We start from the raw sequence: 26,318 nt of genomic DNA on the forward strand, positions 1-26,318 counted from the left end.
GACGTGGCGCCATCGCGTGGCGCTTACTGGCGGGAACGGACTGAGCCGCGACCTGGGAGGGGACGGCTGGAGGAGGAACCATGCTCAAGTTGGCGCCCTCGGCGCTTCTCGACCATTATCTCGGAATTTCTCGCGTGCTGGCGGGGCAGCTGGAGTTCCGCTCCGCTATTCGCGCGGTGGCAGCGGAAATCTGGCATATCATCCCCCACGATCATCTGGACGTCTGCATCATCATGCATGGCGGCAAGTATCACACCGCCTACGAGACCGGCATTGAAACCGCATGGGGCAACAACCCGCCGGCGCTGGTGTCGGGAAGCCCCATCCGCAGCCTTCTCTGGGGCGAGGTCGGCTACCTCCTGACCGACGATGCCTGCGTCGATCCGCGCTTCAGTTTCGAGGGTGCTTTCGTGCGCCCGATTTTCGACCAGGCCCTTTGCAGCCGCCTGCATGTTCCGCTCAAGGTCGAGGGTGACGTCATCGGCGCACTCAGTTGTTCGGCCCACGCCGTCGCTCTTTATGGCCTCGACGACGTGGCCAATGCGCGGTCGATCGCAGACCTGCTGTCGCCCTATTTCTTCGCCTTGCGCGCTGCCGAGCAGGCCCAGCAATGGGCGATCGTCGAGGCGGAAGCGCGAGCCCGCGAAGAGGGCCTGCGGCTCGGTGCGCTCAAGCTGACCGAAGCGCTGGAACTGGAGCGTCAGCGTATCGGCATGGATCTTCACGATCAGACGCTGGCCGACCTGACGCGCCTGTCGCGGCGCCTGGAGAGGCTGACCCATGAGCAGGAGATCTCCGGAGAAGCGCTGGAGCCGCTGGCCCGCAGCCTGCAGCATTGCATGCAGGACCTTCGCCAGATCATCGAGGAGGCCAAGCCCTCCGTGCTGCAGCTGTTCGGCTTTGCCCAGGCTGTCGAGAACGAGCTCGACCGATCGATTCGCGACAGCGGGTTGTCGATAGCGCAAAAGCTCGTCGACAACACAGGCGGGGTGATCGACAGGCTGGAGCCGACGGTCAGCATCGCGCTTTTCCGGATCGTGCAGGAGGCTATCAACAATGCTGTCCGTCACGCGCAGGCCGACCATATCATCGTGACGCTGACGGGAAAGGCGGACGGAATTTCCATCGAGGTACGCGACGACGGCATCGGTATCGACAGGCCGGGCCGCCGCCGTGGTGCCGGCATCGACAATATGCAGACGCGAGCGCAACTGATATCCGCCGCATTTTCCGTCAGCGACGGGCGCCAAACCCGCGGCTCCGTCGTCTCCATCCATCTGCCCATCGCAGAACAGCCGTCTCCGCGTGATGGCAAATCGAGGCTGCACGCATGAAAGTTCTGATTGTCGAGGACGATCCCCTGCATCGCTCCTATCTCCACGAGGCGATCGGCGCCTCCCTGCCGGAATGCGAAACGATCCTGGAGGCGCAGAACGGCAAGGAGGGCGAGAAGCTGGCGCGGGAAAACAAATCCGCCCATGTCGTCATGGATCTGCAAATGAACAACCGCAACGGCATCGAAGCCGCGCGAACCATCTGGAACGAGCGACCGGACACGCGTATCCTCTTTTGGTCGAACTATTCCGACGAGGCCTATGTGCGCGGCGTATCCCGCATCGTGCCGGATGGAGCCGCCTATGGTTACGTTCTCAAGTCGGCCTCCGACGAACGTCTGAGGCTGGCGTTGCGCAGCATCTTCATCGAGGCGCAATGCGTCATCGACCGCGAGGTTCGCGGCATGCAGCAGAAGAGCCTTGGCCAGGCAAAGGGTTTCAGCGATACAGAATACGAAATTCTCGTGGACATCGCGCTGGGCCTGACCGATCGCACGATAGCCCGCCGGCGAAACCTATCGCTCCGCAGCGTCCAGAACAGGCTGCAGCAACTGTACGAAAAGCTTGAGGTCTATCAAAATTCAGCCGAAGATCATGAGGATGGTCGCTTTAATCTAAGGGCCAGGGCGGTGACCGTCGCAATGTTGCGCAAATTATTGAATTACAGTGCCCTGGAGCGGGCCGAAACGGAACTCTCCGAATGGCTCGCCTCCCTGTAAGCCGCGCCGGAGTCAACCTCTAAGCGACTTCCAATTTCCGATGGCCTCGCGCCTTAAAAAGTCTGAAGACAAGGAGTTATGAAATGGCAAAGGAAATTTTCTGCAGCTTCGGCATCGATGTCGATGCGGTCGCCGGCTGGCTCGGCTCCTACGGTGGCGAGGATTCACCGGACGACATTTCGCGCGGGCTTTTCGCCGGCGAAGTCGGCAGTCCGCGTCTTTTGAAGCTGTTCGACCGGTTCGGCATCAAGACGACCTGGTTCATTCCTGGCCATTCCATCGAAACCTTTCCGGAGCAGATGCAGGCCGTCGCCGATGCCGGCCACGAGATCGGTATCCACGGCTACACCCACGAAAATCCGATCGCCATGACGCGCGAGCAGGAGATCGAGGTGCTCGACCACTGTATCGATCTCGTCACCAAACTCTCCGGCAAGCGGCCGACCGGCTATGTCGCACCATGGTGGGAATTCTCCAACGTTACCAACGAATTGCTGCTGGAACGGGGCATCAAGTACGACCACTCACTGATGCACAATGACTTCACGCCCTATCGCGTCCGCGTCGGCGATAGCTGGACGAAGATCGATTACTCGAAGAAGCCGTCCGAGTGGATGGTGCCGTTGAAGCGCGGCCAGGAAACCGACCTCATCGAGATTCCCGCCTCCTGGTATCTCGACGACCTGCCACCGATGATGTTCATCAAGAAGTCGCCGAACAGTCACGGCTTCGTCAACCCGCACGACATCGAGCAAATGTGGCGGGACCAGTTCGACTGGGTCTACCGCGAGATGGACTACGCGGTTTTCCCGATCACCATCCACCCCGACGTCGCCGGCCGCCCTCAGGTGCTGATGATGCTGGAGCGCCTGTTTGCCCATATGAGCAAGCATCCCGGCGTCAAGTTCGTCACCATGAACGAGATCGCCGACGATTTCGCGGCACGCTTCCCGCGTAAATCCTAAAAGGTGGACTGATCGATGTGCTCGCTTTGCGGCATTCTTGGAGGCAACGAGCACTGGGCCGATGCCGTTGCACGGCCCGGCGTCTACACGCGCAACACCGAGCGCATCGATCGACGGCGGGAAAGGGCGGCGCGCGTGCGCATCGCAAACCGCGTACTGGCGGCCTTCGGCCTTTCCCTCTCGGACTGGCAGGGCACGTCGTTCCTGCTGTCCACCCGGACCGGCAAGACCGAGATCATCGAGGATCTCGGCCATTTGTGGCCGGCAGCCGAGACGCTGGCGGGCCGGCCGCTCGATCCGCTGTCGCTACCTTTGCTCGACAGGCTGGAGGCGGAGGCGAATGGCTGATGCATACCCCGCCTTCACGCCGGTCAATCTCCTGACCGGCTTTCTGGGATCGGGCAAGACCACACTGCTTCGCCGTATGCTGGGGGACCCGGCCATGGTCAACACCGCCGTTTTGATCAACGAATTCGGCGAGATCGGCCTCGATCATCACCTGCTCGAGCGGATCGACGAGACCATGGTGCTGCTGCAATCGGGCTGTCTCTGCTGCACCGTGCGCGGCGAACTGGCTGAGGCAATGCGCGACCTCCACGCCAAGCGGGAAAAGGGCCTCGTCCCCGCCTTCGACCGCGTCGTGATCGAAAGCACCGGCCTTGCCGATCCTTTTCCCGTATTGTCGACGCTGAAGGCCGACCCGGTTCTGCGCCATCACTTCAAGGCATCGAACACCATCGCAACTGTCGACGCCGTCAACGCGACTACGCAGCAAGGCCGCGTGGAATTCTCGCGCCAAGTATCGGTTGCCGACCGTATCGTACTCACCAAGACCGATCTTGCCACTGCATCGGACGCAGACAATGCGTTTGCGGCCATCCGTGCACTCAATCCCGACGCTCCGATCTGGCTTGCTGCCGGAGCGGATCTCGAGCTGCAGATGCTGCTTGCCGACAGCGAAACCGGTGAAACCAGCCTTTTCCGCTGCGACGAGCCAGTTCCAGCCGATGGCTCGACCCACGCGGGTGAAATTCGGTCTTTCGTTATCGAGGCAGAGACCGCTGTTGACTGGACCGCCTTTGGCATATGGCTGACGATGCTGCTCAATCGCCACGGGGATAGGATCCTCAGGGTCAAGGGCATCCTCGACGTCGCCGGGGAGCCCCGGCCGGTCGCGATCCATGGTGTCCAGTATCTCGTGCATCCCCCGACACACATGCGGGCCTGGCCCTCGGAGGAACGTCGCTCGGCGATAGTTTTCATCGTCGATGGCATCGAACCCGCCCTGATCGTCAGGTCATTCCGAGCCTTCAATGCACTCGGCTGACGCTGGACATCCGCGCCTGCTCATATAATCGCCATCCGCCGCCAAAACTGTGTGCAGTTTGACAGGTGCGCTTTTGAAAGCCCTGTATTCCCGGGATTGCAAACTGGCACGCGGTTTGCTTCGCTCATTTCAGAGTTGGTGGCTAGGGTTCCGGCGCTTTCATGGCGTGCTGGTCCGAGAGCCACCACCGGTCGGGAGAGAAATCCCGCCGGGTGCACGGCGGGAGAAAAGCCCGGGAGACCTCGTTAGCCAAGGGATTGGCTGCGTGAGTCGATGCCAATCCCTTTTTGAGTAAAAGCAAAAAGGGAAATTGTCATGCAAAGCATTTCGAAAGCATTTTCCGTCGCGGCGTTGGCTGCCTCTCTGGCAATAGGCCTCGCGCAAGGCGCTGCTGCCGCTCCGAAAACAGAGTTCAAGGTGGCTTGGTCGATCTATGTCGGCTGGATGCCGTGGGGCTATGCGGCAGATCACGGCATCGTCAAGAAATGGGCCGACAAATACGGCATCAAGATCGATGTCACGCAGTTCAACGACTATGTCGAATCGATGAACCAGTACACCGCAGGCGCCTTCGACGCGGTTACGCTCACCAATATGGACGGCCTGTCGATCCCGGCCGCCGGCGGCGTGGACACCACGGCTGTCATCGTCGGCGACTTCTCCAACGGCAATGACGCGGTCATCCTCAAAGGCAAGGACAAGCTCGCCGACATCAGGGGGCAGCCGGTCAATCTCGTCCAGTATTCGGTCTCCGAATATCTGCTGGCCCGCGCATTGCAGAGCCTCAACCTGACGGAAGCGGACGTCAAGGTCGTCAACACCTCCGACGCCGACATGGTTGCCGCCTACAAAACAGCGGACGTCTCGGCAGTTGTCACCTGGAACCCGCTGGTCTCGACCATTCTCGAAGACCCGACGGCAAAGAAGGTTTTCGACAGCTCGCAGATCCCGGGCGAGATCATGGATCTCATGGTCGCTAACTCGGCAGTGCTGAAGGAAAACCCGAATTTCGGCAAGGCTCTTGCCGGCATCTGGTACGAAACGGCAGCCTTGATGACGGCCGAAAGCGACCAAGGAAAGGCAGCCCGTCTCGCGATGGGAACAGCGTCCGGCACCGATCTCAAGGGTTTCGAATCGCAACTTTCCGCCACCAAGCTCTTTTCGAAGCCTTCCGACGCAGTGACCTTCACGGCTTCGGCCACCCTGCCGAAGACCATGGATCTCGTCCGCAACTTCCTCTTCACCAAGGGCCTGCTCGGTAGCGGTGCGGCATCCGCCGATGTCATCGGCATCGAAATGCCGGACGGCGAGGTGCTCGGCGACAAGGGCAACGTCAAGCTCCGCTTCACCGAGACCTACATGAAGGCCGCGGCCGACGGCGCGCTCTGACCGCCATGCAGGAGCGGCGCGCCCGTGCCGCTCCCGTCCACTCGAAACGCGGAGCCAACGCCTTGCGATGGATCAACACCAAGCCCAGCCCGGGTGCCCGGCTGGCATTGACACTGCTGCCATTCGCCCTGCTTGCGGTCGCCTATACCGCAGGGTCGGTTGCGCGGCTCGCCGAGAATGCCAATGACAAGCTCTTGCCCGGCCTTACTCAATTTGCCGATGCGATAAACCGGATCGCCTTTCTGCCGGATACGCGCACCGGCGACTATCTCTTCTGGAGCGATACCGCCGCAAGCCTTGAGCGTCTTCTGGCCGGCCTGGGGATCGCGACGGCGATTGCGCTGGCAATCGGCATGGCGATCGGCATGCTGCCTTATCTCCGCGCATTGTTTTCGCCCTTCGTCGCCGTCATCTCCATGGTGCCGCCACTGGCGCTGCTGCCGATCCTGTTTATTGTGCTGGGGCTTGGGGAAACGTCGAAGATTGCCCTCATCGTGATCGGGATCGCGCCGACGATGATCCGTGACCTCGCCCTCCATGCGCTCGAACTGCCCCGCGAGCAGATCGTCAAGGCGGAGACGCTCGGGGGCTCGTCCTGGCAGATCGCCCTGCGCGTCGTGCTGCCACAGATCCTGCCGCGTCTGATCACCAGCATCAGGCTGCAGCTCGGCCCGGCCTGGCTGTTCCTCATCGCTGCCGAGGCGATTTCCTCCGATGCCGGGCTCGGCTACCGGATATTTCTGGTGCGCCGTTATCTCTCGATGGACGTGATCTTTCCCTATGTCGTCTGGATCACGCTTTTGGCCGTCATCGCCAATGTGCTGCTCGATCAGATCCGCATCGCCGTCTTTCCCTGGTCCGCACTGGAGAAACAGGGATGAGCGCACTGGTCATCGAAAACGTCTGGAAGGAATACGGCGACCAGATCGTCCTGGAGAACGTCTCGCTGACGGTCGAGCCGCGCGCCTTCGTGGCCCTTGTCGGCCCATCCGGCTGCGGCAAGAGCACGTTCCTGCGCATGCTGCTCGGACAGGAGCAGCCGACGCGCGGACGCATCTTGCTGGATGGAACGCCGCTGCCGGCTGAACCCGGACGCGATCGCGGCGTCGTCTTCCAGCGCTATTCGGTCTTTCCGCATCTAACCGTGCTCGGAAACGTGCTCCTCGGCAAGGAAATGACCGCCTCGCCGCTCACGGCAAAGCTCAGGGGCGCCTCGCGCCGGCAGGCGATAGAGGAGGCACGGGCGCTGATCGCAGAAGTCGGGCTTTCCACATCGGAAACCAAATATCCAGCCCAGCTGTCCGGCGGCATGCAGCAACGCCTCGCCCTTGCGCAGGCGCTGATCATGAAACCGAAAGTGCTGCTTCTCGACGAGCCGTTCGGCGCGCTCGATCCCGGCATCCGCGCGGAAATCCACACGCTGATGAAGCGCCTCTGGCATGAGACGCAGATGACCGTCGTCATGGTTACCCACGACATGCGGGAGGCCTTCACGCTCGCCACGCGGGTCATTGCCTTCGAGCGGCCACGCGATCGGCCGGAGGAAAAAATCCGCTACGGCGCAACGATCACCAACGACATCTCGATCTGGCCGCCGCGGCGCGCCGGATCATCGACAGCTTCCAGCCCTGACCGGGACGGCCCGGTTCCCTCTCTGGGCCCTCGCCAGGACGACCTGGCAATCCGTGAGACAGAGGAGAAATAGCCATGCACATGCATCGCACGACTGACGAGATAGCAGCAGACCGGGCGCGCTACGAAGAGCACCAGCGACGCGGCCTCGACTTTGCGCCAAAGACCCTGCCGGCGCCAAGCGCGGTGCCGGCCCCGGAAATTCCCGGCGACACGGTCATCCATCAGGAGGTCATCCCGGGCGGATGGTACTGGTCCACGCTGCTCAAGCGTGGTGAGGGGCTCAGGATAGACCAGAACGAGGGCACGTCGACAGTCGCCCTCGTTGCCTGGAATGCTGCCGGCACCAGCGAGCGCCTGAACCTTGTCGACACGGCAAAAATCCAGTGGACGACGGCGCTTAGCAAAGGCCGCGTGCTGTTTTCCGACATGGGCCGTGTGATGTTTTCGATCACCGAAGATAGCGCCGGTACCCATGATTGCCTGATGGGCGGCTCGAATGCGGCCTCGAATGCGATGAAATATCCGGGCGTGAAAGCACGCAATACCAGAGACAACCTCGTTCTGCTGGCTGGCAAGCTCGGCCTGCAGCGCCGCGACATTCCCGGCATGTTGAACCTGTTCGCACCGGTCAGCCTCGACGAGGACGGCGGGTTCCATTGGCAGAAGAAGCGTTCGAACAGCGGCGACTATGCCGAGTTGCGGGCGGAAATGGACCTTCTCGTCGGCTTTTCCAACTGCCCCCATCCGCTCGACCCAAACCCCACCTATGCGCCCACACCCGTGACCATCACCCGGTTTCGCGCCCCCGCACCGACCGGTGAGGATCTGGCGAGGACGGCAACTGCCGAGGCCATCCGTGGCTTCGAGAACAACGCCATGATGCAGGCTTGAGGGAGCGCGACCATGACAGACTTTATCCAGACCTCCATCGCCCGCACGATCGACAACGCCGTCGCCGATCATCGCATTCCCGCCGAGGCACCCTGGTCGGGCATCGTGCGCAAGGGACAGACAATTCGCGTCGAGGACAGCTACGGGCAGCAGGCCATCGACACCCTGTTCTATCGTGCCGATGATTTTTCTGAGCGCTATTCCAACCAGGATACGATGCGCACCCAGGGTGCCGCCTATGTCAGCGTCGGAACCCGGATCGTTTCCAGCGAAGGCAACGTGATGCTGACGATGACGGCTGACAGCTGTGGCCGTCACGATACGTCCGCCGGTGCGTGTTCCTGCGAAAGCAATACGGTCCGCTTCGGTCACGGGACTAAATACCTCCACGCCTGCCGCGACAACTTCATCCTGGAGGTGACGAAGCATGGCATGGACAAGCGCGACATCGTCCCGAACATCAACTTCTTCATGAACGTGCCGATATCGCCCGATGGCAAGATGACCATCGTCGACGGCATTTCGGCGCCAGGGGATTATGTCGAGCTAGTGGCAGAGATGGACGTCCTTTGCGTCATCTCAAACTGCCCTCAGGTCAACAATCCCTGCAACGGCTTCGACCCGACGCCCATCCGTGTCCTCGTCTGGGATCCCGAGGTCTGACGCATGTTCAAGAAAGTCCTGATCGCCAACAGGGGCGAAATCGCCGTCCGGATCATCCGGACACTCAAGCAAATGGGAATAGCATCCGTCGCCGTTTATTCCGATGCGGACAGGTTCTCCCTGCCCGCGCGTGTCGCCGACGAAGCCGTCAGGCTCGGGCCGGCCATGGCCACCGACAGCTACCTCAACATCGACGCCGTCATTGCGGCCTGCAGGCAAACCGGTGCTGAGGCTGTCCACCCGGGCTACGGCTTTCTCTCGGAGAATATCGGCTTTGCCGAGCGCCTGGCAGCAGAAGGCATCGCCTTCATCGGGCCGAGGCCGGAGCACCTGTCGGCTTTCGGCCTGAAACATACGGCAAGAGCGCTCGCGCAGGCGAGCGGCGTCCCGCTGCTGCCCGGCAGCGGATTGCTGGAGAGCCTGCAAGAGGCATGCGCCAAGGCAGCCGAGATCGGCTATCCCGTCATGCTGAAAAGCACGGCCGGTGGCGGCGGTATCGGCATGCAACTCTGCCACGACGAGGCGGCACTGAAGTCCGCCTTCGAAGGGGTGCGTCGTACCGCCAATGCCAGCTTCGGCGATGCCCGCGTCTACATCGAACGCTTCGTTGCCAACGCCCGACATATCGAGGTGCAGATCTTCGGCGATGGCAAGGGTAACGTCGTCGCTCTCGGCGAGCGCGATTGCTCTTTGCAGCGGCGAAACCAGAAGGTCGTCGAGGAGACCCCTGCCCCCGGCATTTCCGTAGATGTCCGGGCACGCCTCCACAAGGCCGCTGTCGACCTCGGTGCCTCCATCTCCTATTCTTCCGCCGGCACCGTGGAGTTCATCTACGATCCACGCCTACAGGAATTCTATTTTCTCGAGGTGAACACCCGCCTGCAGGTGGAACATCCCGTGACCGAAGCCGTCTTCGGCATCGACCTCGTCGAATGGATGATCCGGCAGGCAGCCGGCGAAGATGTTTTGTCAAAGGCGATGGATCTGCGTCCGAAGGGGGCGGCCATCGAGGTGCGGATCTACGCCGAAATGCCGCATGCTGATTTCCGCCCGAGTGCCGGCCTTTTGACCGAAGTGGCATTCCCCGCCGATGTCCGCGTCGACAGCTGGATCGAGACCGGAACGGACGTCACCCCCTTCTACGACCCGATGCTGGCCAAGCTCATCGTTGCCGCCGATGACAGGGCATCGGCCATCGAAAAGCTCAAGGCCGCGCTTTCGGAAACCGCGATTTCGGGCATCGAGACCAATCTCGGCTATCTGCGAAAAATCGCTTCCTCCGAATTGCTCGCCAGCGGCAATGTCGCGACAACCGCATTGCGTGACTTCGTGTTCATCCCCGATGTCATCGAGGTGCTGGTGCCCGGCGCCCAGTCCAGTATTCAAGAATTGCCGGGCCGCCTCGGCCTATGGCATGTCGGCGTGCCGCCAAGCGGGCCGATGGACGAGCGGTCCTTCCGGCACGCAAATCGCCTGGTCGGCAACCATGACGACACGGCTGCACTGGAACTGACCGTCTCGGGGCCGACGTTGCGTTTCTTCACCGACATGACAGTTGCCCTTGCCGGTGCGCGGATGGCCATGAGCTGCGATGGCACGCCGTTGCCGCATGGTGAGCCTGTTGTCATTCCTGCAGGCGCCGTCCTGACGATCGGCAGCATCAGCGGCCCCGGTCAGCGCGCCTACCTTGCCGTTGCGGGAGGATTTTCCGCGCCAACGGTGCTTGGTTCGCGCGCAACCTTCACGCTCGGGCAGTTCGGCGGCAATGCGACCGGCGCGTTGAAGACCGGGCATGTCCTGCATCTCGCCCGCCATGAAAAGACGGAGGCTGCCAAGCGCCCCGGCGCGCCGGCGGAGCTGACGAACGCCTGGAATGTCGGCGTGGTCTACGGCCCGCATGGGGCGCCCGATTTCTTCCAGCCGGGCGATATCGACGCACTGTTCTCCCTGCCCTACGAGGTGCATTTCAACAGCGCCAGGACCGGCGTCCGGCTGGTTGGGCCAACGCCCAAATGGGCACGGGCTGACGGCGGCCAGGCAGGGCTCCATCCCTCCAACCTGCATGACAACGCCTACGCCATCGGCGCCATCGACTTCACTGGCGACATGCCGATTATCCTCGGTCCCGATGGCCCGAGCCTCGGTGGCTTCGTCTGCCCTGCCGTCATCGCGCGTGACGAACAGTGGAAGATGGGCCAGTTCAAGCCCGGCGATACCATCCGTTTCCATCCGGTGGCACGGCCTGACGATCCCCGAACGGGGCCAGCCATGCTGCCCGGCACGGCGGAGGCGGGATCTCCCATCGTCGGGACATTCGATACCGCGCCGGTAACTGTCGTCTATCGTCGGCAGGGGGACGACAATCTCCTTGTCGAATACGGGCCAATGGAACTCGATATCGCGCTGCGCCTGCGCGTCCATCTGCTGATGACTGCCATACAGGAGGCACGCCTTCCAGGCCTGATCGACCTGACGCCGGGCATCCGATCGCTGCAGATCCATTATGACGGCTCGACGCTGCCGCGCCGCCGGCTTCTCGGCTTGCTGGAGGACATCGAAGCCGGACTTCTGCCGGCAGAACAGGTCACGGTTCCAAGCCGCATCGTCCATCTGCCGCTGTCGTGGAACGACCCTGACGCAGAGCTGGCGATGCGCAAATATCAGGAGCTCGTCCGGCCGGATGCGCCCTGGTGCCCTTCCAATGTCGAGTTCATTCGCCGGATAAACGGCCTGGCGGACGAACAGGCGGTCAAGGACATCGTCTTCAATGCCAGTTATCTCGTGCTCGGGCTGGGCGATGTCTATCTCGGCGCGCCTGTGGCCACGCCGATCGATCCAAGGCACCGCCTCGTCACCACCAAATACAATCCGGCGCGCACATGGACACCCGAAAACGCCGTCGGGATCGGGGGCGCCTACATGTGCATCTACGGCATGGAGGGGCCGGGAGGCTACCAGCTCTTCGGCCGCACGATACAGGTCTGGAATACGTGGCGGCAGACGCCTGCCTTTGCCAAGGGCAAGCCGTGGCTTCTGAACTTCTTCGACCAGATCCGCTTCTTTCCCGTCAACCACGAGGAATTGGCTGAGGCCAGAGCCGCCTTCCCTCACGGCGGCTACCCGATCCGCATCGAGGAAACAGAATTCTCCTATGCCGATTATGCGCGTGAACTGAGCGACAACGCCCCGTCCATCGCAGCCTTCCAAGGCCGGCAGCAGGCGGCATTCGAGGCCGAGCGGCAGCGATGGAAGGAGGATGGCCTCGACAGCTTCGTCACCGACGACGGCAGCGGAGAGGGTTTCGACAGCGACGTACCGGCCGGTTGCATCGGCATCGCCAGCAGCGTTCCAGGCAACATATGGAAGCTGCTTGTCGGGCCAGGTTCCGATGTGGCCGCCGGCGAGACCGTCGCCATCATCGAGTCCATGAAGATGGAGATCAACGTCACCTCCCATGCCGCAGGCCGCGTCCGCGAACTCCGCGCCGCCCCCGGCCGCACCATCAAAGCCGGCGACGTCATCGTCATCCTCGAGGAAATCTGATCACGTACTTGCACCGCTATGTCACGCCGGGGCCCTAGGCGTCGTGGGGTATTAGGTGATGGTTAAAGACTTCACTGGTCTAGGGTCAAAGGCCCGACCGGCCGCTGTGTTCATCGGAAGCTAGATCAGGCGGAATAGGGAGACGAAGCCTTCTACGAGGGTGGATCCACAGAAGGGGGCAAACAAGGCCAGGACGAGGTTGAAGGCGATGGCGATGAGGAGGGTTCGCTCCTGCTTTGGCGTGAGCTGCTTGTATTTTCGCTCGGGCGGGGGTTCTCGTCTTGGCTGATAGGCATTGAGGTCGCGAAACATCTGCTCATCCTTTGGATCGGGGAACAATGAAAGAGGGCGAAGGAAACGATGTCCAGATACTGTGCAAAGTCTACGCCATCTGTCATCGGTTGCAAGCGCTGCTTGGGTGCCAAAAGCGCGCAGGTGCGGGTCATTCGGATCGGCATATAGTGGGCGTAAACTGGGCTGTTTCGAATTCGAGATCAGAATGAGAGTGATTTTTGCCGGGCCGACTGTCTACGGTGCAAATCTGCAACCGGATGGGAAATACCGGCTTCGTCCGCCTGCCGGGCAAGGCGATGTCTACAGGGCAGTGGAGGAAGGTGCTTCGGTTATCGGTCTGATCGACGGGGTCTACGAGAGCGTACCCGCGATCTGGCACAAAGAAATACTCTACGGCCTGTCCAGGGGTGTACACATGTTTGGCGCTGCGAGCATGGGGGCGCTGAGGGCAGCCGAATGTGCGGCGTTCGGCATGGTCGGCATAGGTGACATCTATGAGGGATATGCGAGCGGCCTGCTGGAGGACGATGCCGACGTGGCGCAGTCCCACGCGCCGGCGGATCTTGGCTACCTGCCTCTCAGCGAGCCCCTCGTCAACGTCCGAGCGACGATCGCGCGATGTCGGCAGCTGTCGCTCATCACGCTCGAGGAGGCGGCTTGCCTGCAACAAACGGCTGAGGCTAGCTTTTTCAAGAACAGGACGTATCGTCAGCTGGTGCAGGTTGCCATTGCCGATATCGAAAGGGCAGCGACGGTTCTGGCGCATCTGCGCGCCAATGCGGTCGATCTCAAGCGTGAGGATGCCCGCCGCCTAATAGACACGGTGGTGAGCACGCCGGATCAACGGTTCGTTCCGGAGTTCGAATGGACGTTCCAAGCCACCGGCTTCTGGAACAAGCTGTTTCCCCCAGCATCGTGAGAGACATCCGCGCTAGCCTCTCTTCCATGCGTTTCAACGCTATCAATCCTGTGGTTGTCCCCCCGATCTATCTCGGGACGAAAAATCGACCGGGGAGGCGCCATGAGGGGCTGGCGCGAAAGCGTTACCGCGCGCCAGCATTCCGGTTGACAAAGGCCCGCCAGCCGCCGAAGGACGAGATATCCTCTGCACCTTCGAGACCCACCGGCTCGGCCAGAAAGCCCTTTGCCTGGCTGCCGTCGCTGAGCATGATGGTTCCGATGCCGAGCGGCGGGGGAATTGCGGCGACGAACTTTCCAAAGCCGGCTGCGGAAAGTCGCCAGACTTCGACTTCGATCTTCGTGCCGGTGTTTTCAGCGCATCGGATCAGACCGGGCTTGGCCGGCGTCTGGTTGGCGAGGCTGAAAAGCTGGTAGTCGGCGGCGGTTGTGGTCGTGCGGACAAAACGCGCTTGGAGATCACGGAGCTGGATGTTGAGCGGCATGCCGGAAAGGTGCGCGCCGACAACCACGACGTCGATCAGGCCGGGTTCCTCGATCTCCGGGAGCTCGGGTCGGGGCGGCTGCGCCCAGCCGGTGGCGCCGAGGGTCGCCCCGCTTCGTTCATGGATATCGGCCGCCAGCGCTGCGGTCAGCCCGTCCCGGCCTGCCTGCGCAAGCAGCGTGACGCTTGCCGGCAGGCCGTCGCTCCGGATGCCAGTCGGCACCGCGATGCCGCACATGTCGAGCAAATTGACGAAGTTGGTGTAGGTTCCGAGCCGGCTGTTTTCGCGGATCGGCTCGGCTTCGAGCTCAGCGCGGGTGTAGTGACGCGGGGCTGTCGGGACACAGAAAAGATCGACCGATGCGATCAGCGGTGCGACCGATCCCTTCAGGGTCTGCAATGCGTAGAGCCCGTTGAAGGCATCCGCCGCCGACAGCGATTTGGCACCACCGTAGATCTTGGCAGTCACGGGGTGGAAGCTCTCCGGGCGGGCATCGAAGAAATCCTTCACGGCAGCATAGCGTTCCGCCACCCACGCACCTTCATAGAGAAGATCGGCCGTCTTGTAGAAGTCTGCAAACGGCACCTGGACGAGCTTGTGCCCGAGCGTTGACAGCGTCGAAAGCGCGTCCTCGTAGGATGCCTCCATTGCCGCATCGCCAAAGAATTTTCTGTCTTCCGGCGCAAGCACGCCGATGGTGAGCACCGCCGGCAGCGGGCCGTATCCTGTTACCTGGATCGCTCTCGAATAGGCGTCCGCTGCATCGTATTTGGCGGCCACAGAGAATACCTTGAAGGCGTCGTCAGCCGTCAGGGCGAAGATCGAAACACAGTCGAGCGTGCGGCAGGCCGGCAGCACGCCCGTTGTCGAAAGCGCACCGACACTCGGCTTTAGGCCGACGATGTTGTTGAGGCCGGCGGGAATGCGGCCGGAACCAGCGGTATCGGTCCCGAGCGCAAAGCTGACGATGCCGTGCGACGTGGCAACGGCCGAACCGGAGCTCGAGCCGCCTGGCACCAGCGTCGGATCGATGGCATTGCGGGGCACTGGAAAGGGTGTGCGAACGCCGACGAGACCGGTGGCGAACTGGTCGAGGTTGGTCTTGCCGATGACCAGTGCACCGGCTTCCTTCAACAGCCGAACGACTGTTGCGTCCACATCCGGGTGGAAAGTAAAATCCGGGCAGGCGGCCGTGGTCGGCATGCCGGCGACATCGATGTTGTCCTTGACGGCGAAGGGGATGCCCCAGAGCGGCTTTGCCACCGGGTCGAATGGCCCGAGGGCTGCCGCCTCCGCCAACAGCGCGTTACGGTCTGCCAGATGCAGGAAGATGCCGCGGTCGTCGACATCGGCGATGCGGGCAAAAACCGTGTCGACCATCTCGGCGACGGTCCAGCCGCCAGCGTAGGCCCGGCGCAGGGAGGCGATGTCGAATGCTTGTCCTTCAGTCATTGTTACTCTCTTCCAAAATCATTACCGGCCGGTCCCACTGGATGAGAACGACACACCCTGTTTTTGTCCAGACGGAGTGCTCCGATCCCATCCTGTTGATCACCACGGTGCCCGGACCATAGTCTCCGGCCTCGTCCGACTGGATGCCATCGAGCACGAGGATGGTTTCGAGCCCCATATGCCGATGACGCGGGACGGCGGCACCGGGCTCGTATTTCAGCAGGGCTACGCCCGGCTGGTCGTCCTCGAAATTCTGGAGCCAGTGCAGGGTGACGCCGGGTCGGAAGGGGCCGAATTCGAGGTTTTTCCAGCTACCCGATGTCAGGTTTTCTCGCGTCGTCTCAGGCATCGGCCAGTCCCTCCAGAATATCGTCGAGATGCGCGGTCCAGCCGACGATCGCCCCTTGCGCGCGGATCATCGCAATGGCTGCGCGCTTGAAGTCCTCGAAATAGCTTTCCGTCGCCTCTTCGCAGAGCAGGCATTCGTAGCCACGATCGTTTGCCTCGCGCATCGTCGTCTGGACGCAAACCTCTGTCGTTACGCCGGCAAACACAAGCTGCTCGATGCCCCTGCTCTTCAGGATGTCGCCGAGGGGCGTGGCGTAAAAAGCGCCTTTGCCGGGCTTTTCGATCACTACCTCACCGGCCACCGGCGCAACCGCTTCGAGGATAGCAGTGCCGGGTTCACCCGATATGAGAACCCGTCCCATCGGTCCTTCGTCGCCAATACGCAGTGCCGGATTACCGCGATTGCGCTTGGCAGCCGGCAGGTCGGAGAGATCAGGCCGATGACATTCCATGGTGTGGATGACAGGCAGCCCAGCCGCGCGGAAGCCTTCGATCAGCGTTGCGACATCGGGGACGATGCGGGCGATGCGGCCGACATCGTTGCCAAGGCTCTCGCCGAAGCCGCCGGGCTCTGCAAAATCACGCTGCATGTCGATGACGATGAGCGCAATCCTGTCCCGTTTGAGCGGAAAGGCGAATGGCTGTGCATTGATCCCGGCCATCAGTGGTGTCCCGCCATGTGCGCGCCGATGACAGCGACATCTGCGTCTCGGATCGGCGTCTCATAGACGAGCTTGCCGTCTGACATCACCATGATGCGGTCCGACATCTCCAGGAGTTCGTCGAGATCCTCGGACAGCAGCAGCACGGCGGTGCCGGCGTTGCGCGCCCTCATGATGCGTGCCCGGATTTCGGCTACCGCCGAGAAGTCGAGGCCGAAGCATGGATTGGAGACGATCAGCAGATCGACCTCGCCCGTCAGTTCGCGGGCGAGCACCGCGCGCTGGATGTTTCCACCGGAGAGCGAGGCGATCGGCGACGAAGCCGAGGCGGTTTTCACTTTGAAATCGGCGATCAGCGCCTCAGCGCGCTTGCGCATCGATGTCTTGTCGAGCCAGGAGACCTTGCGCCCGGTCTTGTCCTTGACGTCGAACGTGCGGAACGCGAGGTTTTCCGTCACTGTCATTCTGGGCGCGCAGGCATTTGTCAGCGGTTCCTCGGGAATGAAGCGGACATTGTTGGCGCGCGTTTCCTTCCGCGTGGCACCGTATGGCCTGCCCTTGACCGCGATTGTGCCCGCCTCGAGAGGCCTTTGTCCGGCCAGCATTTCGGCCAGTTCCTTCTGGCCGTTCCCGGAGATACCGGCGATGCCGACGATCTCGCCGGCGCGGACGTAGAGACCCTCGATGTCGATGCTCTTCAACCCGGAGCGATCCCGTGCCCGGATGCCGCTGACGGCCAGAACCGGGTCTGACGTATCGGCGACCGGCAATCGCGAGTCGAGTTCGGCGAGCTTGACGTCGCCGATCATCATCGATGCCATGTCCTGCGTGGTGAGATCGGCCACCTTGCCGCTGCCTGCCATCTTGCCGCGCCTGAGGACGGTGACGGAATCGGCGAACTTGGTGACCTCGTGGAATTTGTGGCTGATCATCAGCACGGTGAGTTCGCCGCGCTCCGTCATGCCGCGCACGACGCCGAGCATCTCATCGGCTTCGGCCGGTGTCAGCACCGATGTCGGTTCATCGAGCACCAGGAATGAGCGGCCGAGATAGAGTTGCTTGACGATTTCCAGCTTCTGCTTCTCGCCGGCGGCCAGTTCCTGAACCGGACGGTCGAGGGGAATCTTGAAGGGCATTGTCTCCATGAACTCTGCCAGATCCCGGTTCTCCCTGGCCCAGTTGATCACGGCCGGCACGTGCGCGCGGCTGATCACCAGATTTTCCGCCCCCGTCAGCGACGGCACCAGCGTGAAATGCTGGTAGACCATGCCGAGCCCGTAGCTTGCCGCATCCTTGGGCGAGCCGATGGCGACCTCCCTCCCCCCGACGGACAGCGAGCCGGATGTCTGGTGGTAAAAGCCCATGATGCATTTCACGAGTGTCGATTTGCCGGCACCGTTTTCGCCGAGCAGCGCGTGAAAGGAGCCGGCAGGAACGTCGATGGAGACGTGGTCGAGCGCCGTAAAGCTGCCAAAGCGCATGGTCATGTCGTGCGTCTGGATGCCGACGGCCTTGCCACGGGCCGGAAGTGGCGTGTCGCGGATCTGGATCATGTCAGTCCCTGCCTTTCAACGATGACGGCAACGGGTCCGCCGCCAGGAGGCCCCTGGTGTTCAGCGCCGCCGGAGACGTAGAGATCCGTCGCCCCGAACAGGCCGGCAAGGACGCCGCCGACGAAGGCGCGCGCATGGCGGGTGGAGGAGATGTCGCTGTCGTCAAGCATGGTATGCCGGCGACCGCGGACAGAACCGGAAGGGTCTGCTTCGGCCTTGGCGAGCACAGCCACGAGGGTGGCGGTTTCGCCAAGGCGGTCGCGTGCATCCCTTACAGCGGCTGTGTCGATCGCATCGCGCATGATGGCGTGGTCGATGGCGAGCGGGCCGGACCAGTGGGGACTCATGCCAAGCACGATGATCTCGTGGTCCTCAAGTTCGACGCCGGCGGATGTGGAGGCACGGCCGGAGAAGAGGTCGAGCCGGGTGCAGATATCACTGTCCGAAATCGTATCCGGGTCCAGTTCGCCGAGGGCCACCGCCACGCCGAGCGCCGATGCGCCACGGGAATAGGCCATGGATTTCAGTGCGTCGCGGGTGACTGTCGTGCCGCCGGCGTGCTCGACTTCGAGGACCCGTCGCTGGGTCAGAAGCGGGCACTTGATCTGCACGAAATGCACGTCTTCCAACGTTTCGATCCCGGCATCCACAACTGCCGCGCGTACCGCCTCTGCCACGCTCAGCACCTGTTGCCTGCGGCCGAGATGCTGCCACGGCAGTACAGGCGTGCGGGCAACGCCGATTGCCAGCGCGCGGGTTCCCGCATCTGCCACCTGCTGCCGGCCAAAAACTGTCCAGTGCGGCGATAGCGCGCCTTCGGTGCCGCCGGACATCACGATCGAGGCTCCGGATATGCCGTGCTTTGCAAACAGCGTTTCGAAGCTCGTCGTGGCGAAGGCGCGAGTGAAATCGTTGACGCAGCCATTGCCCTCGGTCTTGCCGAGAATGGCAACGAGATCGCCGGGTGGCAGGGCAGCATCGAATAAGGCCTCGACGCCGGCAATGTCATTGGGGCCATCTGCTGCGATGCGAGCGACGAAGGCGCGGCGGGAGGGCATCAGCCGATCCCCTCGATGATCGCCTGCGATGTCGAGACGGCGCCGAACACGCCGCCCTGCATCTTGATCATCTTGATGGCGGCGAGGTGGTTTCCGTAATCGGTAGCGCCGCAGCAATCCTCCAGCATGACGCATTCAAACCCGCGGTCGTTCGCCTCGCGCATCGTCGTGTGGACGCAGACGTCCGTCGTAATGCCGGTGAGGATGATGTTTTCGATGCGCTTCTGGTGAAGAATGAGTTCGAGGTCGGTCGCGCAGAACGAGCCCTTTCCGGGCTTGTCGATGATCGTCTCGCCGGCGATGGGGTAGAGTTCCTCGATGATGTCCCAGCCGGGCTCGCCCCGTACCAGGATGCGGCCGCAGGGGCCGACGTCGCCGATGCCGGCGCCGATGCGCTGCGAGCGCCAGCGCTTGTTGGCGGGCAGGTCGGCCAGGTCAGGCCGGTGGCCTTCGCGGGTATGGATGATGTGATAGCCGTTCGCGCGCATGGCTGTCAGCACCGCCTTGATCGGGGCGATCGGCGCGCGCACCAGCGAGAGGTCATAGCCCATATGGTCGACATAGCCGCCGGCGCCGCAGAAATCCGTCTGCATGTCGATGATGATGAGCGCCGTATTATCGGGGCGCAGCGCGCCGTTATAGGGCCAGGGATAGGGGTCGGACTTGATGTAGCGTGCCTTGGTTTCCGTCTGCAAATCCATATCGGGCCTCCTATTCGCCGGCTATCTTGCGTGTTTCGCGATAGGACCTGGTCGGCTTCTCAAAGCCGCAGGTCGTTCCATCCTTGACCTTGATCTCGTCTTCCCAAGGCAGCTTGTACTGCCCAGCCATCAGATCGTGCATGTAGGTATAGGGCGCATCGCCGGCGCCGCCGGCAATGGCCACATAGCCGCGATGGCCGAATTGGTAGATGTTGTTTTCGACGGCCCAGCCGCGCCGTGCCTCGCGGACTAGATCAGGCCGCACCTCGGCGGTGATGATCTCGTTGACGCGGCCGGATGTTCCATGGGCGATGATCGAGCCGTCGAAATTGCAGATCATCCCCTCCCCCATGGAATCGAAGCTGCCATCCGAGCCGGACATGCAGACATTGGCGGTGACCATCAGGTTGCAGAAGGCATTCGACTGGTTGGTGAAACGCCAGCTTTCGCGGATAGGGGCGGTGTAACCAGCAGTGCGGATCATGATCTCGGCGCCCTTGTAGGCGCATTCGCGAGCCATTTCCGGGAACATGCCGTCATGGCAGATGATCAATGCCAGCTTGGCGCCCTTTGGGCCGTCGATGACCGGAATGCCGAGATCGCCGGGTTCCCACGGCTCGACCGGCACCCACGGATGCATTTTGCGGTAATAGAGTTTGAGTTCGCCCTGGTCGTCGATGATGATGCCGGAGTTGTAGGGCATGCCACCGGGATTGAATTCCATGATGGAGAAGCATCCCCAGATATGGTTGTCGCGACAGGCCTGCTTGAATGCGGCCACTTCCGGACCATCCATCCGGCACATGATGTCCGGGTTGATGTCCATCGACAGTCCGTGCAGCGCATATTCCGGGAAGACAACGAGATCCATGCCGGATTGGTTGCGCCGCGCTTTGCCGACGAGGTCGACGATCACCTGCGTCTGGCGGGCCAGATCGGCCTTCGTCACCGTCACCGGCAACTGGAGCTGAACCAGGCCGATGCCGACGCCGTTTTCCGAGATGTTCAGTCCTCCGAGACCGTTCATGGCGTGTCCTTTACTTGGTTATCGATAGCGAGGCCGGCGCGCCTGAAAGCGACCGGGTGGGCGAGGATGTGGCGATCAGGATGACGAGCGTCAGAACATACGGCGCCGCATAAAACAGGTAGTAACCCTGCGTCACGCCGACCGATTGCAGTGAAGGACCGAGCGCACCGGCGCCGCCGAACAGCAATGCTGCGAGAAAGCAGCCGATCGGGTTCCAGCGGGCAAAGATCACCAGTGCCACCGCCATCAGCCCCTGCCCCGATGAAATGCCCTCGTTCCAGGAACCGGGATAAAACAGCGACAGATATGCGCCCCCGATGGCTGCAAGTGATCCTCCGGCGGCCGTTGCCAGCAGGCGAACGGTGTCAGGGTTCAGGCCCATGGCGCGGGCCGCGTCCGAGCTATCGCCGACCACCCGCAGGATCAAGCCGAGACGCGTGTTGCGGAAGCCCCACCACAGCGCCACCGCCAGAAGCGCGCCGATGACGAACAGCACGTTGATGTTCAGCGCCGCCTGGATCTGTGGCAGACGCGACCAGCCGCCGAGCGGGATCGATGGCAGATGCGGTGCCGCAGGCTTGATGAAGGACTTGCCGAGGAAGAAGGCAAGGCCCAGGCCGAACTGCATCATCGCGATGCCGATCGCGATATCGTTGACCTTGGGGAATTTGCAGATGAAGCCGTGCACGAGGCCGAAGACTGCCCCGGTCGCCATCGCGGCGAGCACGCCGAGCCAGGGCGAACCGCTCATGACGGCAACAGCGTAGGCGGTCATCGCGCCGAACACCAGCGTCCCTTCGAGGCCGAGATTGATGCGGCCGGAGCGCTCGGTGATCGATTCCCCAAGGCTGACGAAGATGAATGGCGTCGAGACGCGGATCGCGCCAGCGAAAATGGCGAGCGGTACGCCCCAGAGACCGATTGCGGTGTCGTCCATCAGGCGCTCCTCTTCCAGAGGTCGGGATTGAAGATCTTGAAGCGGCCGTAAAAGGTTTCGCAGAACAGGATGATGAGAAAGAGCGTCCCCTGCAGCACAAGTACGGTCGCGTCCGGCAGGCCCATGCGTCGCTGGATCAACCCGCCCGACGCATCGATTCCGCCGAGAAGGATGGCGACCGGTATGATTGCCAGGGGATTATGGCGCGCGAGGAATGCGACAAGAATCCCGGTATAGCCGTATCCGGCCGCGAGCGATGCATTGGCAGTGCCCTGCACCGCTGAGACCTGCACCATGCCGGCCAGACCGGCAAAACTCCCGGCCAGTGCCGTGAAACCGACCATCAGGCGGCCCACCGGCAATCCTTGGATTTGCGCCGCGCGGACATTGCCGCCGGCAATGCGGGCGGCAAAGCCGATGCTGGTGGCCTCGATCAGGATGAAGCAAAGGATGCAGGCGATGACGCCGATGGCAAGACCCCAGTTGACGTCCATACCCGGGATATGGCCGAGCATGAAATTCGCCGGCAGAGGTGCAGTCGAGGGCTTGTTGAGGCTGGCGGGGTCCCGGAGCGGTCCCTCGATGAGATGGTTCATCAAGGCAATGGCTATGTAGGCAAGCAAGAGACTGGAAATTGTCTCGTTGACGCCCCTGTAGTGGCGCAGAAATCCGGCAAAGCCGATCCAGATGGCCCCGGTCAGCATGCCGGCCAGCGCCATCACCGGGATGACGACGATCGGCGACAGGGTTGCGGTAAGCGGCAAGGCGATCGCAGCGGCCGCAACGCCGCCGAGAACAACCGCGCCCTCGCCGCCAATGATGACCAGCCCCAAGCGCGCCGGCAGCGCCACGCAGAGCGCGGTCAACAGGAGCGGGGCTGCCCGGCTGAGTGCATTCTGCATTGAAAACCAGCTGCCGAAGCCACCGGCATACATCAACTGAAAGAGGACGGCCGGCGATTTGCCGACCGCCAGAATGAACAGGGAGAAGATGGCGAGGCCGGCAAAAACTGCTCCGAGCGAAATCGCAACCGGCTCTGCCCGACGCGCCAGCCACTCCAGCGCCGGCCGGAATGACGCGGCTCGCGCTGCCGGTGACGCTATCGTGGTCGTTTCGATCTCGGCGGTCATTGCCTGCCCTCCCCTCTTCACGCTCAGGCCGTCGAGCCGACGACGCCCTCGACAAGGTAGCCCATGCTTTCAAGCTCGATGGCGTCCTCGGCAAGGGACTGCGCTGCGGTCACGACGACATTGCCCTTGTTGTCCTTCAGAGGCCCCTTGAACACCGAGAAGCCACCGGCCTTCATCGTTGCCAGCGTTGCTTCGAACTTGGTGCGGGATTCTGCCGACACGCCGGGTCCAAGAGGGCTCATCTTGACGAAGCCATCTTTCAGTCCGCCGCGGACGAAGTTTCCAAGCGGCTTGCCGGCCTGGGCCTGGGTGACGAAGTTTGTGTAGACATTCCCCCAGGCCCACTCGGCGCCGGTCAGGTATTTTCCGGGCGAAAGCGGGCTCTGGTTGGCGTGGTATCCGCAGACGAAGGCGCCTCTGCCGGCGGCCGTCTCGACGACGACCTTGGGGCTGTCCACGTGGCAGGTGATAACGTCGGCGCCTTGGTCGATCAATGCATTGGTGGCCTCGGCCTCCTTGACGGCTAGCGACCATTCGCCGGTGAAGATGACCTGGCAGGTGATGGCTGGATCAACCGAGCGGGCGCCGAGAAGGAAGGAATTGATGTTCTGCAACACCTGCGGGATCGGCTTTGCAGCGACGAAACCGATTTTCTTGCTCTTCGACGCGTAGGCTGCCGTGATGCCGTTCAGGTACTGCCCCTGGCCGATATAGCCGAAATAGGACCCCGTGTTCATCGGGTTCTTGTCCTTCTGCCAGAGACCGCCGCAATGTCGGAATTGGATATTCGGATACTTTGCTGCAACTGCCAGCATATGGGGGTCGAAGTAACCGAAGGAGGTCGGGAAGATCAGCGTCGCGCCATCGAGATTGATCATCGATTCCATCGTTTTCTGGACGTCGACGGTTTCCGGAACATTCTCCTCCTCGACGACGGTGACGCCCGGCATCGCCTTGACGACAGCAGCGCCTTCCGCGTGGGCCTGGTTGTAGCCGTAGTCGTCCTTGGGGCCGACATAGATGAAGCCAACAGTGAGCGCTGTTTGCGCCGCAGCACCGGTCGCGAAAAGGGAAGACGAGAGGCCGAGGGCCGCGCCGGCCCCTGCGGTCGTCTGGAGAAATGTACGGCGGTTCATAGGCAGGAGTTTGGTCATGGTGATCTCCTCGCGGCATTGCCGGTTCAAAAGGTTACGAAAGTCTTGAAGCAACTGTCGTGCCACTTTGAAAATATGATGATATCAATGCCTTATGGGATACCAATGTGAAAAACACAAAACTGTATGCACTTTTTCTGAGCTGATGAATAAATTATCGGCTTTTTGGATTTCTGCGAGCTACCGATTGGCTCGAACCCCAAATTCTAGACAAATAATGTTTTATAACAATGGCTTGTGCTAACATTGACATCCTGCTGTTCTCGATGCATCTGTAGGCAGTACGGTTTAGATATAGAGACAACGTGTGAAATCGCCCTCGAAAAAAGCAGTCGTGCGCGCTGGGACTACCGTCGAGCAAATGGTCCGCGCGATCGCCGACATGATCATCACCGGCGCCATGCAGCCAGGTGACAAGCTTGACGAGGTGTCTCTCGCGGGACGTTTCGAAGTTTCGCGAACACCGGTGCGCGAAGCGCTGGGCCAGCTTTGCGCCATCGGCCTTGTCGGCCGTGAACCAAACCGCAGCGCCGTGGTGACCAGGGTGACGCAGCAGCACCTTGTTTCGATGTTCGAGGCCATGGCCGAACTGGAAGGCATCTGCGCCCGGCTATCCGCCGAGCGCATGACCGTCGATGAAAGACGCCAGCTGGAGCTTGAGCACCGTTCATCGGCGCGCCTCGTTCATCTCGGCGGGGAAGAGGAATATGCGGCGCATAACACCGAGTTTCATACGCGCCTCTATCGCGGTGCGCACAACGACCACGTATACGAGCTCGTAACCCAGACCCGCGCGCGGCTTGCGCCGTTTCGAAGGGCGCAGTTCAGGCTTTCCGGGCGTATGGCGAGGTCCTTTGAGGAACACGAGACCATCGTCATGGCCATCCTGCGCGGCGAGGCGGCGCTCGCCGGCCGCGCTGCCCACGCGCACGTCGCCACGGTCAGCGACGCCAGTCTGGTGTTTGCCCGCGATAGCGATAACCAGGCGCCGAACAAGGAGTAGGCTCCCTACACGACCACAGGATACTGGGCACCATCCATGGTGATGGTAATGCCGGTGATATAGCGTGCCTTGTCCGAGGCCAGAAAGAGCGCGAGGTCGGCCACTTCTTCCGGTAGCGCCATGCGCCCGATCGGGATCTTTTTAACGCTGTTCTCGATGGCGGCTTCGATGGTGATGCCAGCAAGGCGCGCATCCGCTGCCACACCCTCCGCCACTCTCCCGGTTTGCGTCAGACCCGGACTGATGCCGACGATACGGACGCCGGAGGCGGCATAGGCATTACCGAGACCCGCCGTCGCCAACATCAGTGCCGCATTCGCCGAACCGCCCGCAAGATGGATAGGGCTCGCCACCTTGCCGCCAGCGCCGATGATATTGATAATGACGCCATGACCCCGCGCAGCCATCGCCTTCACCACCGGATCGACGACGTTGATGGTCGAGAAGAACTTTGCATCCATGGCTGCGCGCCAGAAGGCGGGCGTTAGGTCCTCCGGTGGCGACCGCTTCGCTGCACCCGCCGAGTTGACGAGGACGTCGATAGCACCGACTTCCAGCCTGACCCTTTCGACCAGCGCCGCTGCAACTTCACCATCGGATAGATCGGCTGCAAAGCCAACAGCACCGGGCAACTCTTTCAGCGCTTCGTCGATATTGGCTTGCGAGCGAGAACTGATGACGACACGGGCCCCCTGCCCGATAAACTGCTTGGCACATGCCAAGCCGATACCCTTCGAGCCGCCGGTGACGAGAACGATCTTGTTGTCGAAGCTTTTCGTATGCACCTTCATCTCCTGTCCATATTCATCCGACCGGTCGCAAAGCATTTTCGCCAGCCACCACGACCGGAATGGTTGTCGAAGCAGCAGGCCGACGGTTCGAGCATTACGCCTGAAGCTAAGAGAAACCATTCACGTTTTCATGATGGCTACAGTCGCAGCTCGTACAAGCCGTACTGATACGAGGCGCGCGCCGGCGTCAAAATTGCGCGGCGAGAGCTCTGATGGCTGCGCCTAAGCCCCTTTCACCATTTGCCAAAATTCTAAATTGCTTGTCAGAATCAAAGAATCGGAGATAATGGCGGCAATTCATCGATAGACAGAAAAATATCGCCAGAACGGTCCTCTGAC

Annotated in this window: 25 protein-coding genes and 1 riboswitch; of the genes, 13 read left to right on the forward strand and 12 right to left on the reverse strand. The window is 61.9% G+C overall.

Annotated elements, in window-relative coordinates:
• Positions 1-80: 80 nt before the first annotated feature.
• The 11 genes from PR017_RS25490 to uca all read left to right on the forward strand — a co-directional run bounded on the left by PR017_RS25490 (position 81) and on the right by uca (position 12,466).
• Positions 81-1,334 carry a sensor histidine kinase gene (locus tag PR017_RS25490; protein ID WP_111221424.1) on the forward strand — a complete coding sequence of 418 codons (1,254 nt, stop codon included), beginning with the start codon at positions 81-83 and terminating at the stop codon, positions 1,332-1,334.
• The gene (locus PR017_RS25495; RefSeq protein ID WP_111221423.1) at positions 1,331-2,053 is read left to right on the forward strand and encodes a response regulator transcription factor; all 723 of its coding nucleotides are present in this window, start codon (positions 1,331-1,333) and stop codon (positions 2,051-2,053) included. The genes PR017_RS25490 and PR017_RS25495 overlap by 4 nt, the downstream gene beginning before the upstream one ends.
• 83 nt (positions 2,054-2,136) lie before the next feature.
• Complete coding sequence (locus tag PR017_RS25500; protein ID WP_111221422.1) at positions 2,137-3,018, forward strand: polysaccharide deacetylase family protein; 882 nt, start codon at positions 2,137-2,139, stop codon at positions 3,016-3,018.
• 15 nt (positions 3,019-3,033) lie between these two features.
• Entirely contained in the window at positions 3,034-3,366 is a 333-nt protein-coding gene (locus tag PR017_RS25505) for a hypothetical protein (RefSeq protein WP_111221421.1), read from the forward strand.
• Entirely contained in the window at positions 3,359-4,345 is a 987-nt protein-coding gene (locus PR017_RS25510) for a CobW family GTP-binding protein (protein WP_111221420.1), read from the forward strand. Before PR017_RS25505 ends, PR017_RS25510 begins: the two co-directional genes overlap by 8 nt.
• 131 nt (positions 4,346-4,476) lie before the next feature.
• Positions 4,477-4,586: riboswitch (guanidine-I (ykkC/yxkD leader) on the forward strand.
• A 74-nt stretch (positions 4,587-4,660) separates the two neighbouring features.
• The gene (locus tag PR017_RS25515; RefSeq protein WP_111221419.1) at positions 4,661-5,734 is read left to right on the forward strand and encodes a putative urea ABC transporter substrate-binding protein; all 1,074 of its coding nucleotides are present in this window, start codon (positions 4,661-4,663) and stop codon (positions 5,732-5,734) included.
• Between the two features lie 62 nt (positions 5,735-5,796).
• Positions 5,797-6,615 carry an ABC transporter permease gene (locus tag PR017_RS25520; RefSeq protein WP_111221577.1) on the forward strand — a complete coding sequence of 273 codons (819 nt, stop codon included), beginning with the start codon at positions 5,797-5,799 and terminating at the stop codon, positions 6,613-6,615.
• Complete coding sequence (locus tag PR017_RS25525; RefSeq protein WP_111221418.1) at positions 6,612-7,439, forward strand: ABC transporter ATP-binding protein; 828 nt, start codon at positions 6,612-6,614, stop codon at positions 7,437-7,439. Before PR017_RS25520 ends, PR017_RS25525 begins: the two co-directional genes overlap by 4 nt.
• Before the next feature lie 2 nt (positions 7,440-7,441).
• A complete protein-coding gene (locus PR017_RS25530; protein ID WP_111221417.1) occupies positions 7,442-8,260 on the forward strand; it encodes an urea amidolyase associated protein UAAP1 in 819 nt (272 codons plus the stop codon).
• A gap of 12 nt (positions 8,261-8,272) precedes the next feature.
• The gene (locus PR017_RS25535; RefSeq protein WP_111221416.1) at positions 8,273-8,923 is read left to right on the forward strand and encodes an urea amidolyase associated protein UAAP2; all 651 of its coding nucleotides are present in this window, start codon (positions 8,273-8,275) and stop codon (positions 8,921-8,923) included.
• 3 nt (positions 8,924-8,926) lie between these two features.
• On the forward strand, positions 8,927-12,466 hold the full coding sequence (uca, locus tag PR017_RS25540; RefSeq protein ID WP_111221415.1) for an urea carboxylase: 3,540 nt from the start codon (positions 8,927-8,929) through the stop codon (positions 12,464-12,466).
• A gap of 120 nt (positions 12,467-12,586) precedes the next feature.
• On the opposite strand, the gene PR017_RS25545 is transcribed toward uca, so the two are convergent.
• The gene (locus PR017_RS25545; protein ID WP_133255635.1) at positions 12,587-12,778 is read right to left on the reverse strand and encodes a hypothetical protein; all 192 of its coding nucleotides are present in this window, start codon (positions 12,776-12,778) and stop codon (positions 12,587-12,589) included.
• Positions 12,779-12,965: 187 nt separating this feature from the next.
• On the opposite strand from PR017_RS25545, the gene PR017_RS25550 reads away from it, so the two are divergent.
• Positions 12,966-13,679 (forward strand): TfuA-like protein, encoded by a 714-nt coding sequence (locus PR017_RS25550; RefSeq protein ID WP_111221413.1) that lies wholly within the window; start codon positions 12,966-12,968, stop codon positions 13,677-13,679.
• Positions 13,680-13,803: 124 nt separating this feature from the next.
• Here PR017_RS25550 and atzF read toward each other — a convergent pair whose 3' ends face one another.
• The 10 genes from atzF to PR017_RS25600 are packed head-to-tail and all read right to left on the reverse strand — an operon-like array spanning position 13,804 to position 24,185.
• A complete protein-coding gene (gene atzF / locus PR017_RS25555; RefSeq protein ID WP_111221412.1) occupies positions 13,804-15,615 on the reverse strand; it encodes an allophanate hydrolase in 1,812 nt (603 codons plus the stop codon).
• Complete coding sequence (locus PR017_RS25560) at positions 15,608-15,964, reverse strand: cupin domain-containing protein (RefSeq protein WP_111221411.1); 357 nt, start codon at positions 15,962-15,964, stop codon at positions 15,608-15,610. The genes atzF and PR017_RS25560 overlap by 8 nt, the downstream gene beginning before the upstream one ends.
• A complete protein-coding gene (locus PR017_RS25565; RefSeq protein ID WP_111221410.1) occupies positions 15,957-16,625 on the reverse strand; it encodes a cysteine hydrolase family protein in 669 nt (222 codons plus the stop codon). The genes PR017_RS25560 and PR017_RS25565 overlap by 8 nt, the downstream gene beginning before the upstream one ends.
• Positions 16,625-18,178, reverse strand: coding sequence for an ABC transporter ATP-binding protein (locus tag PR017_RS25570; RefSeq protein ID WP_111221409.1), 1,554 nt, complete (start codon positions 18,176-18,178; stop codon positions 16,625-16,627). The genes PR017_RS25565 and PR017_RS25570 overlap by 1 nt, the downstream gene beginning before the upstream one ends.
• Positions 18,175-19,236 carry a cyanuric acid amidohydrolase gene (gene atzD / locus PR017_RS25575; protein WP_111221408.1) on the reverse strand — a complete coding sequence of 354 codons (1,062 nt, stop codon included), beginning with the start codon at positions 19,234-19,236 and terminating at the stop codon, positions 18,175-18,177. Before atzD ends, PR017_RS25570 begins: the two co-directional genes overlap by 4 nt.
• A complete protein-coding gene (gene biuH, locus PR017_RS25580) occupies positions 19,236-19,937 on the reverse strand; it encodes a biuret amidohydrolase (protein WP_111221407.1) in 702 nt (233 codons plus the stop codon). The genes atzD and biuH overlap by 1 nt, the downstream gene beginning before the upstream one ends.
• Positions 19,938-19,947: 10 nt before the next feature.
• Positions 19,948-20,964, reverse strand: a complete 1,017-nt coding sequence (locus PR017_RS25585) for a formamidase (RefSeq protein WP_111221406.1) — start codon at positions 20,962-20,964, stop codon at positions 19,948-19,950.
• 10 nt (positions 20,965-20,974) lie between these two features.
• Positions 20,975-21,901 (reverse strand): ABC transporter permease, encoded by a 927-nt coding sequence (locus tag PR017_RS25590; protein ID WP_111221405.1) that lies wholly within the window; start codon positions 21,899-21,901, stop codon positions 20,975-20,977.
• The gene (locus tag PR017_RS25595; protein WP_111221404.1) at positions 21,901-23,031 is read right to left on the reverse strand and encodes an ABC transporter permease; all 1,131 of its coding nucleotides are present in this window, start codon (positions 23,029-23,031) and stop codon (positions 21,901-21,903) included. The genes PR017_RS25590 and PR017_RS25595 overlap by 1 nt, the downstream gene beginning before the upstream one ends.
• 23 nt (positions 23,032-23,054) lie before the next feature.
• Positions 23,055-24,185, reverse strand: a complete 1,131-nt coding sequence (locus PR017_RS25600) for a BMP family ABC transporter substrate-binding protein (RefSeq protein ID WP_111221403.1) — start codon at positions 24,183-24,185, stop codon at positions 23,055-23,057.
• A 361-nt stretch (positions 24,186-24,546) separates the two neighbouring features.
• On the opposite strand from PR017_RS25600, the gene PR017_RS25605 reads away from it, so the two are divergent.
• A complete protein-coding gene (locus PR017_RS25605) occupies positions 24,547-25,188 on the forward strand; it encodes a GntR family transcriptional regulator (RefSeq protein WP_111221402.1) in 642 nt (213 codons plus the stop codon).
• Between the two features lie 5 nt (positions 25,189-25,193).
• Here PR017_RS25605 and PR017_RS25610 read toward each other — a convergent pair whose 3' ends face one another.
• Positions 25,194-25,973 carry an SDR family oxidoreductase gene (locus tag PR017_RS25610; protein ID WP_240539069.1) on the reverse strand — a complete coding sequence of 260 codons (780 nt, stop codon included), beginning with the start codon at positions 25,971-25,973 and terminating at the stop codon, positions 25,194-25,196.
• Positions 25,974-26,318 lie beyond the last annotated feature (345 nt).

This window comes from Rhizobium tumorigenes (assembly GCF_003240565.2).
GTDB classification, from domain to species: Bacteria; Pseudomonadota; Alphaproteobacteria; order Rhizobiales; family Rhizobiaceae; genus Rhizobium; species Rhizobium tumorigenes.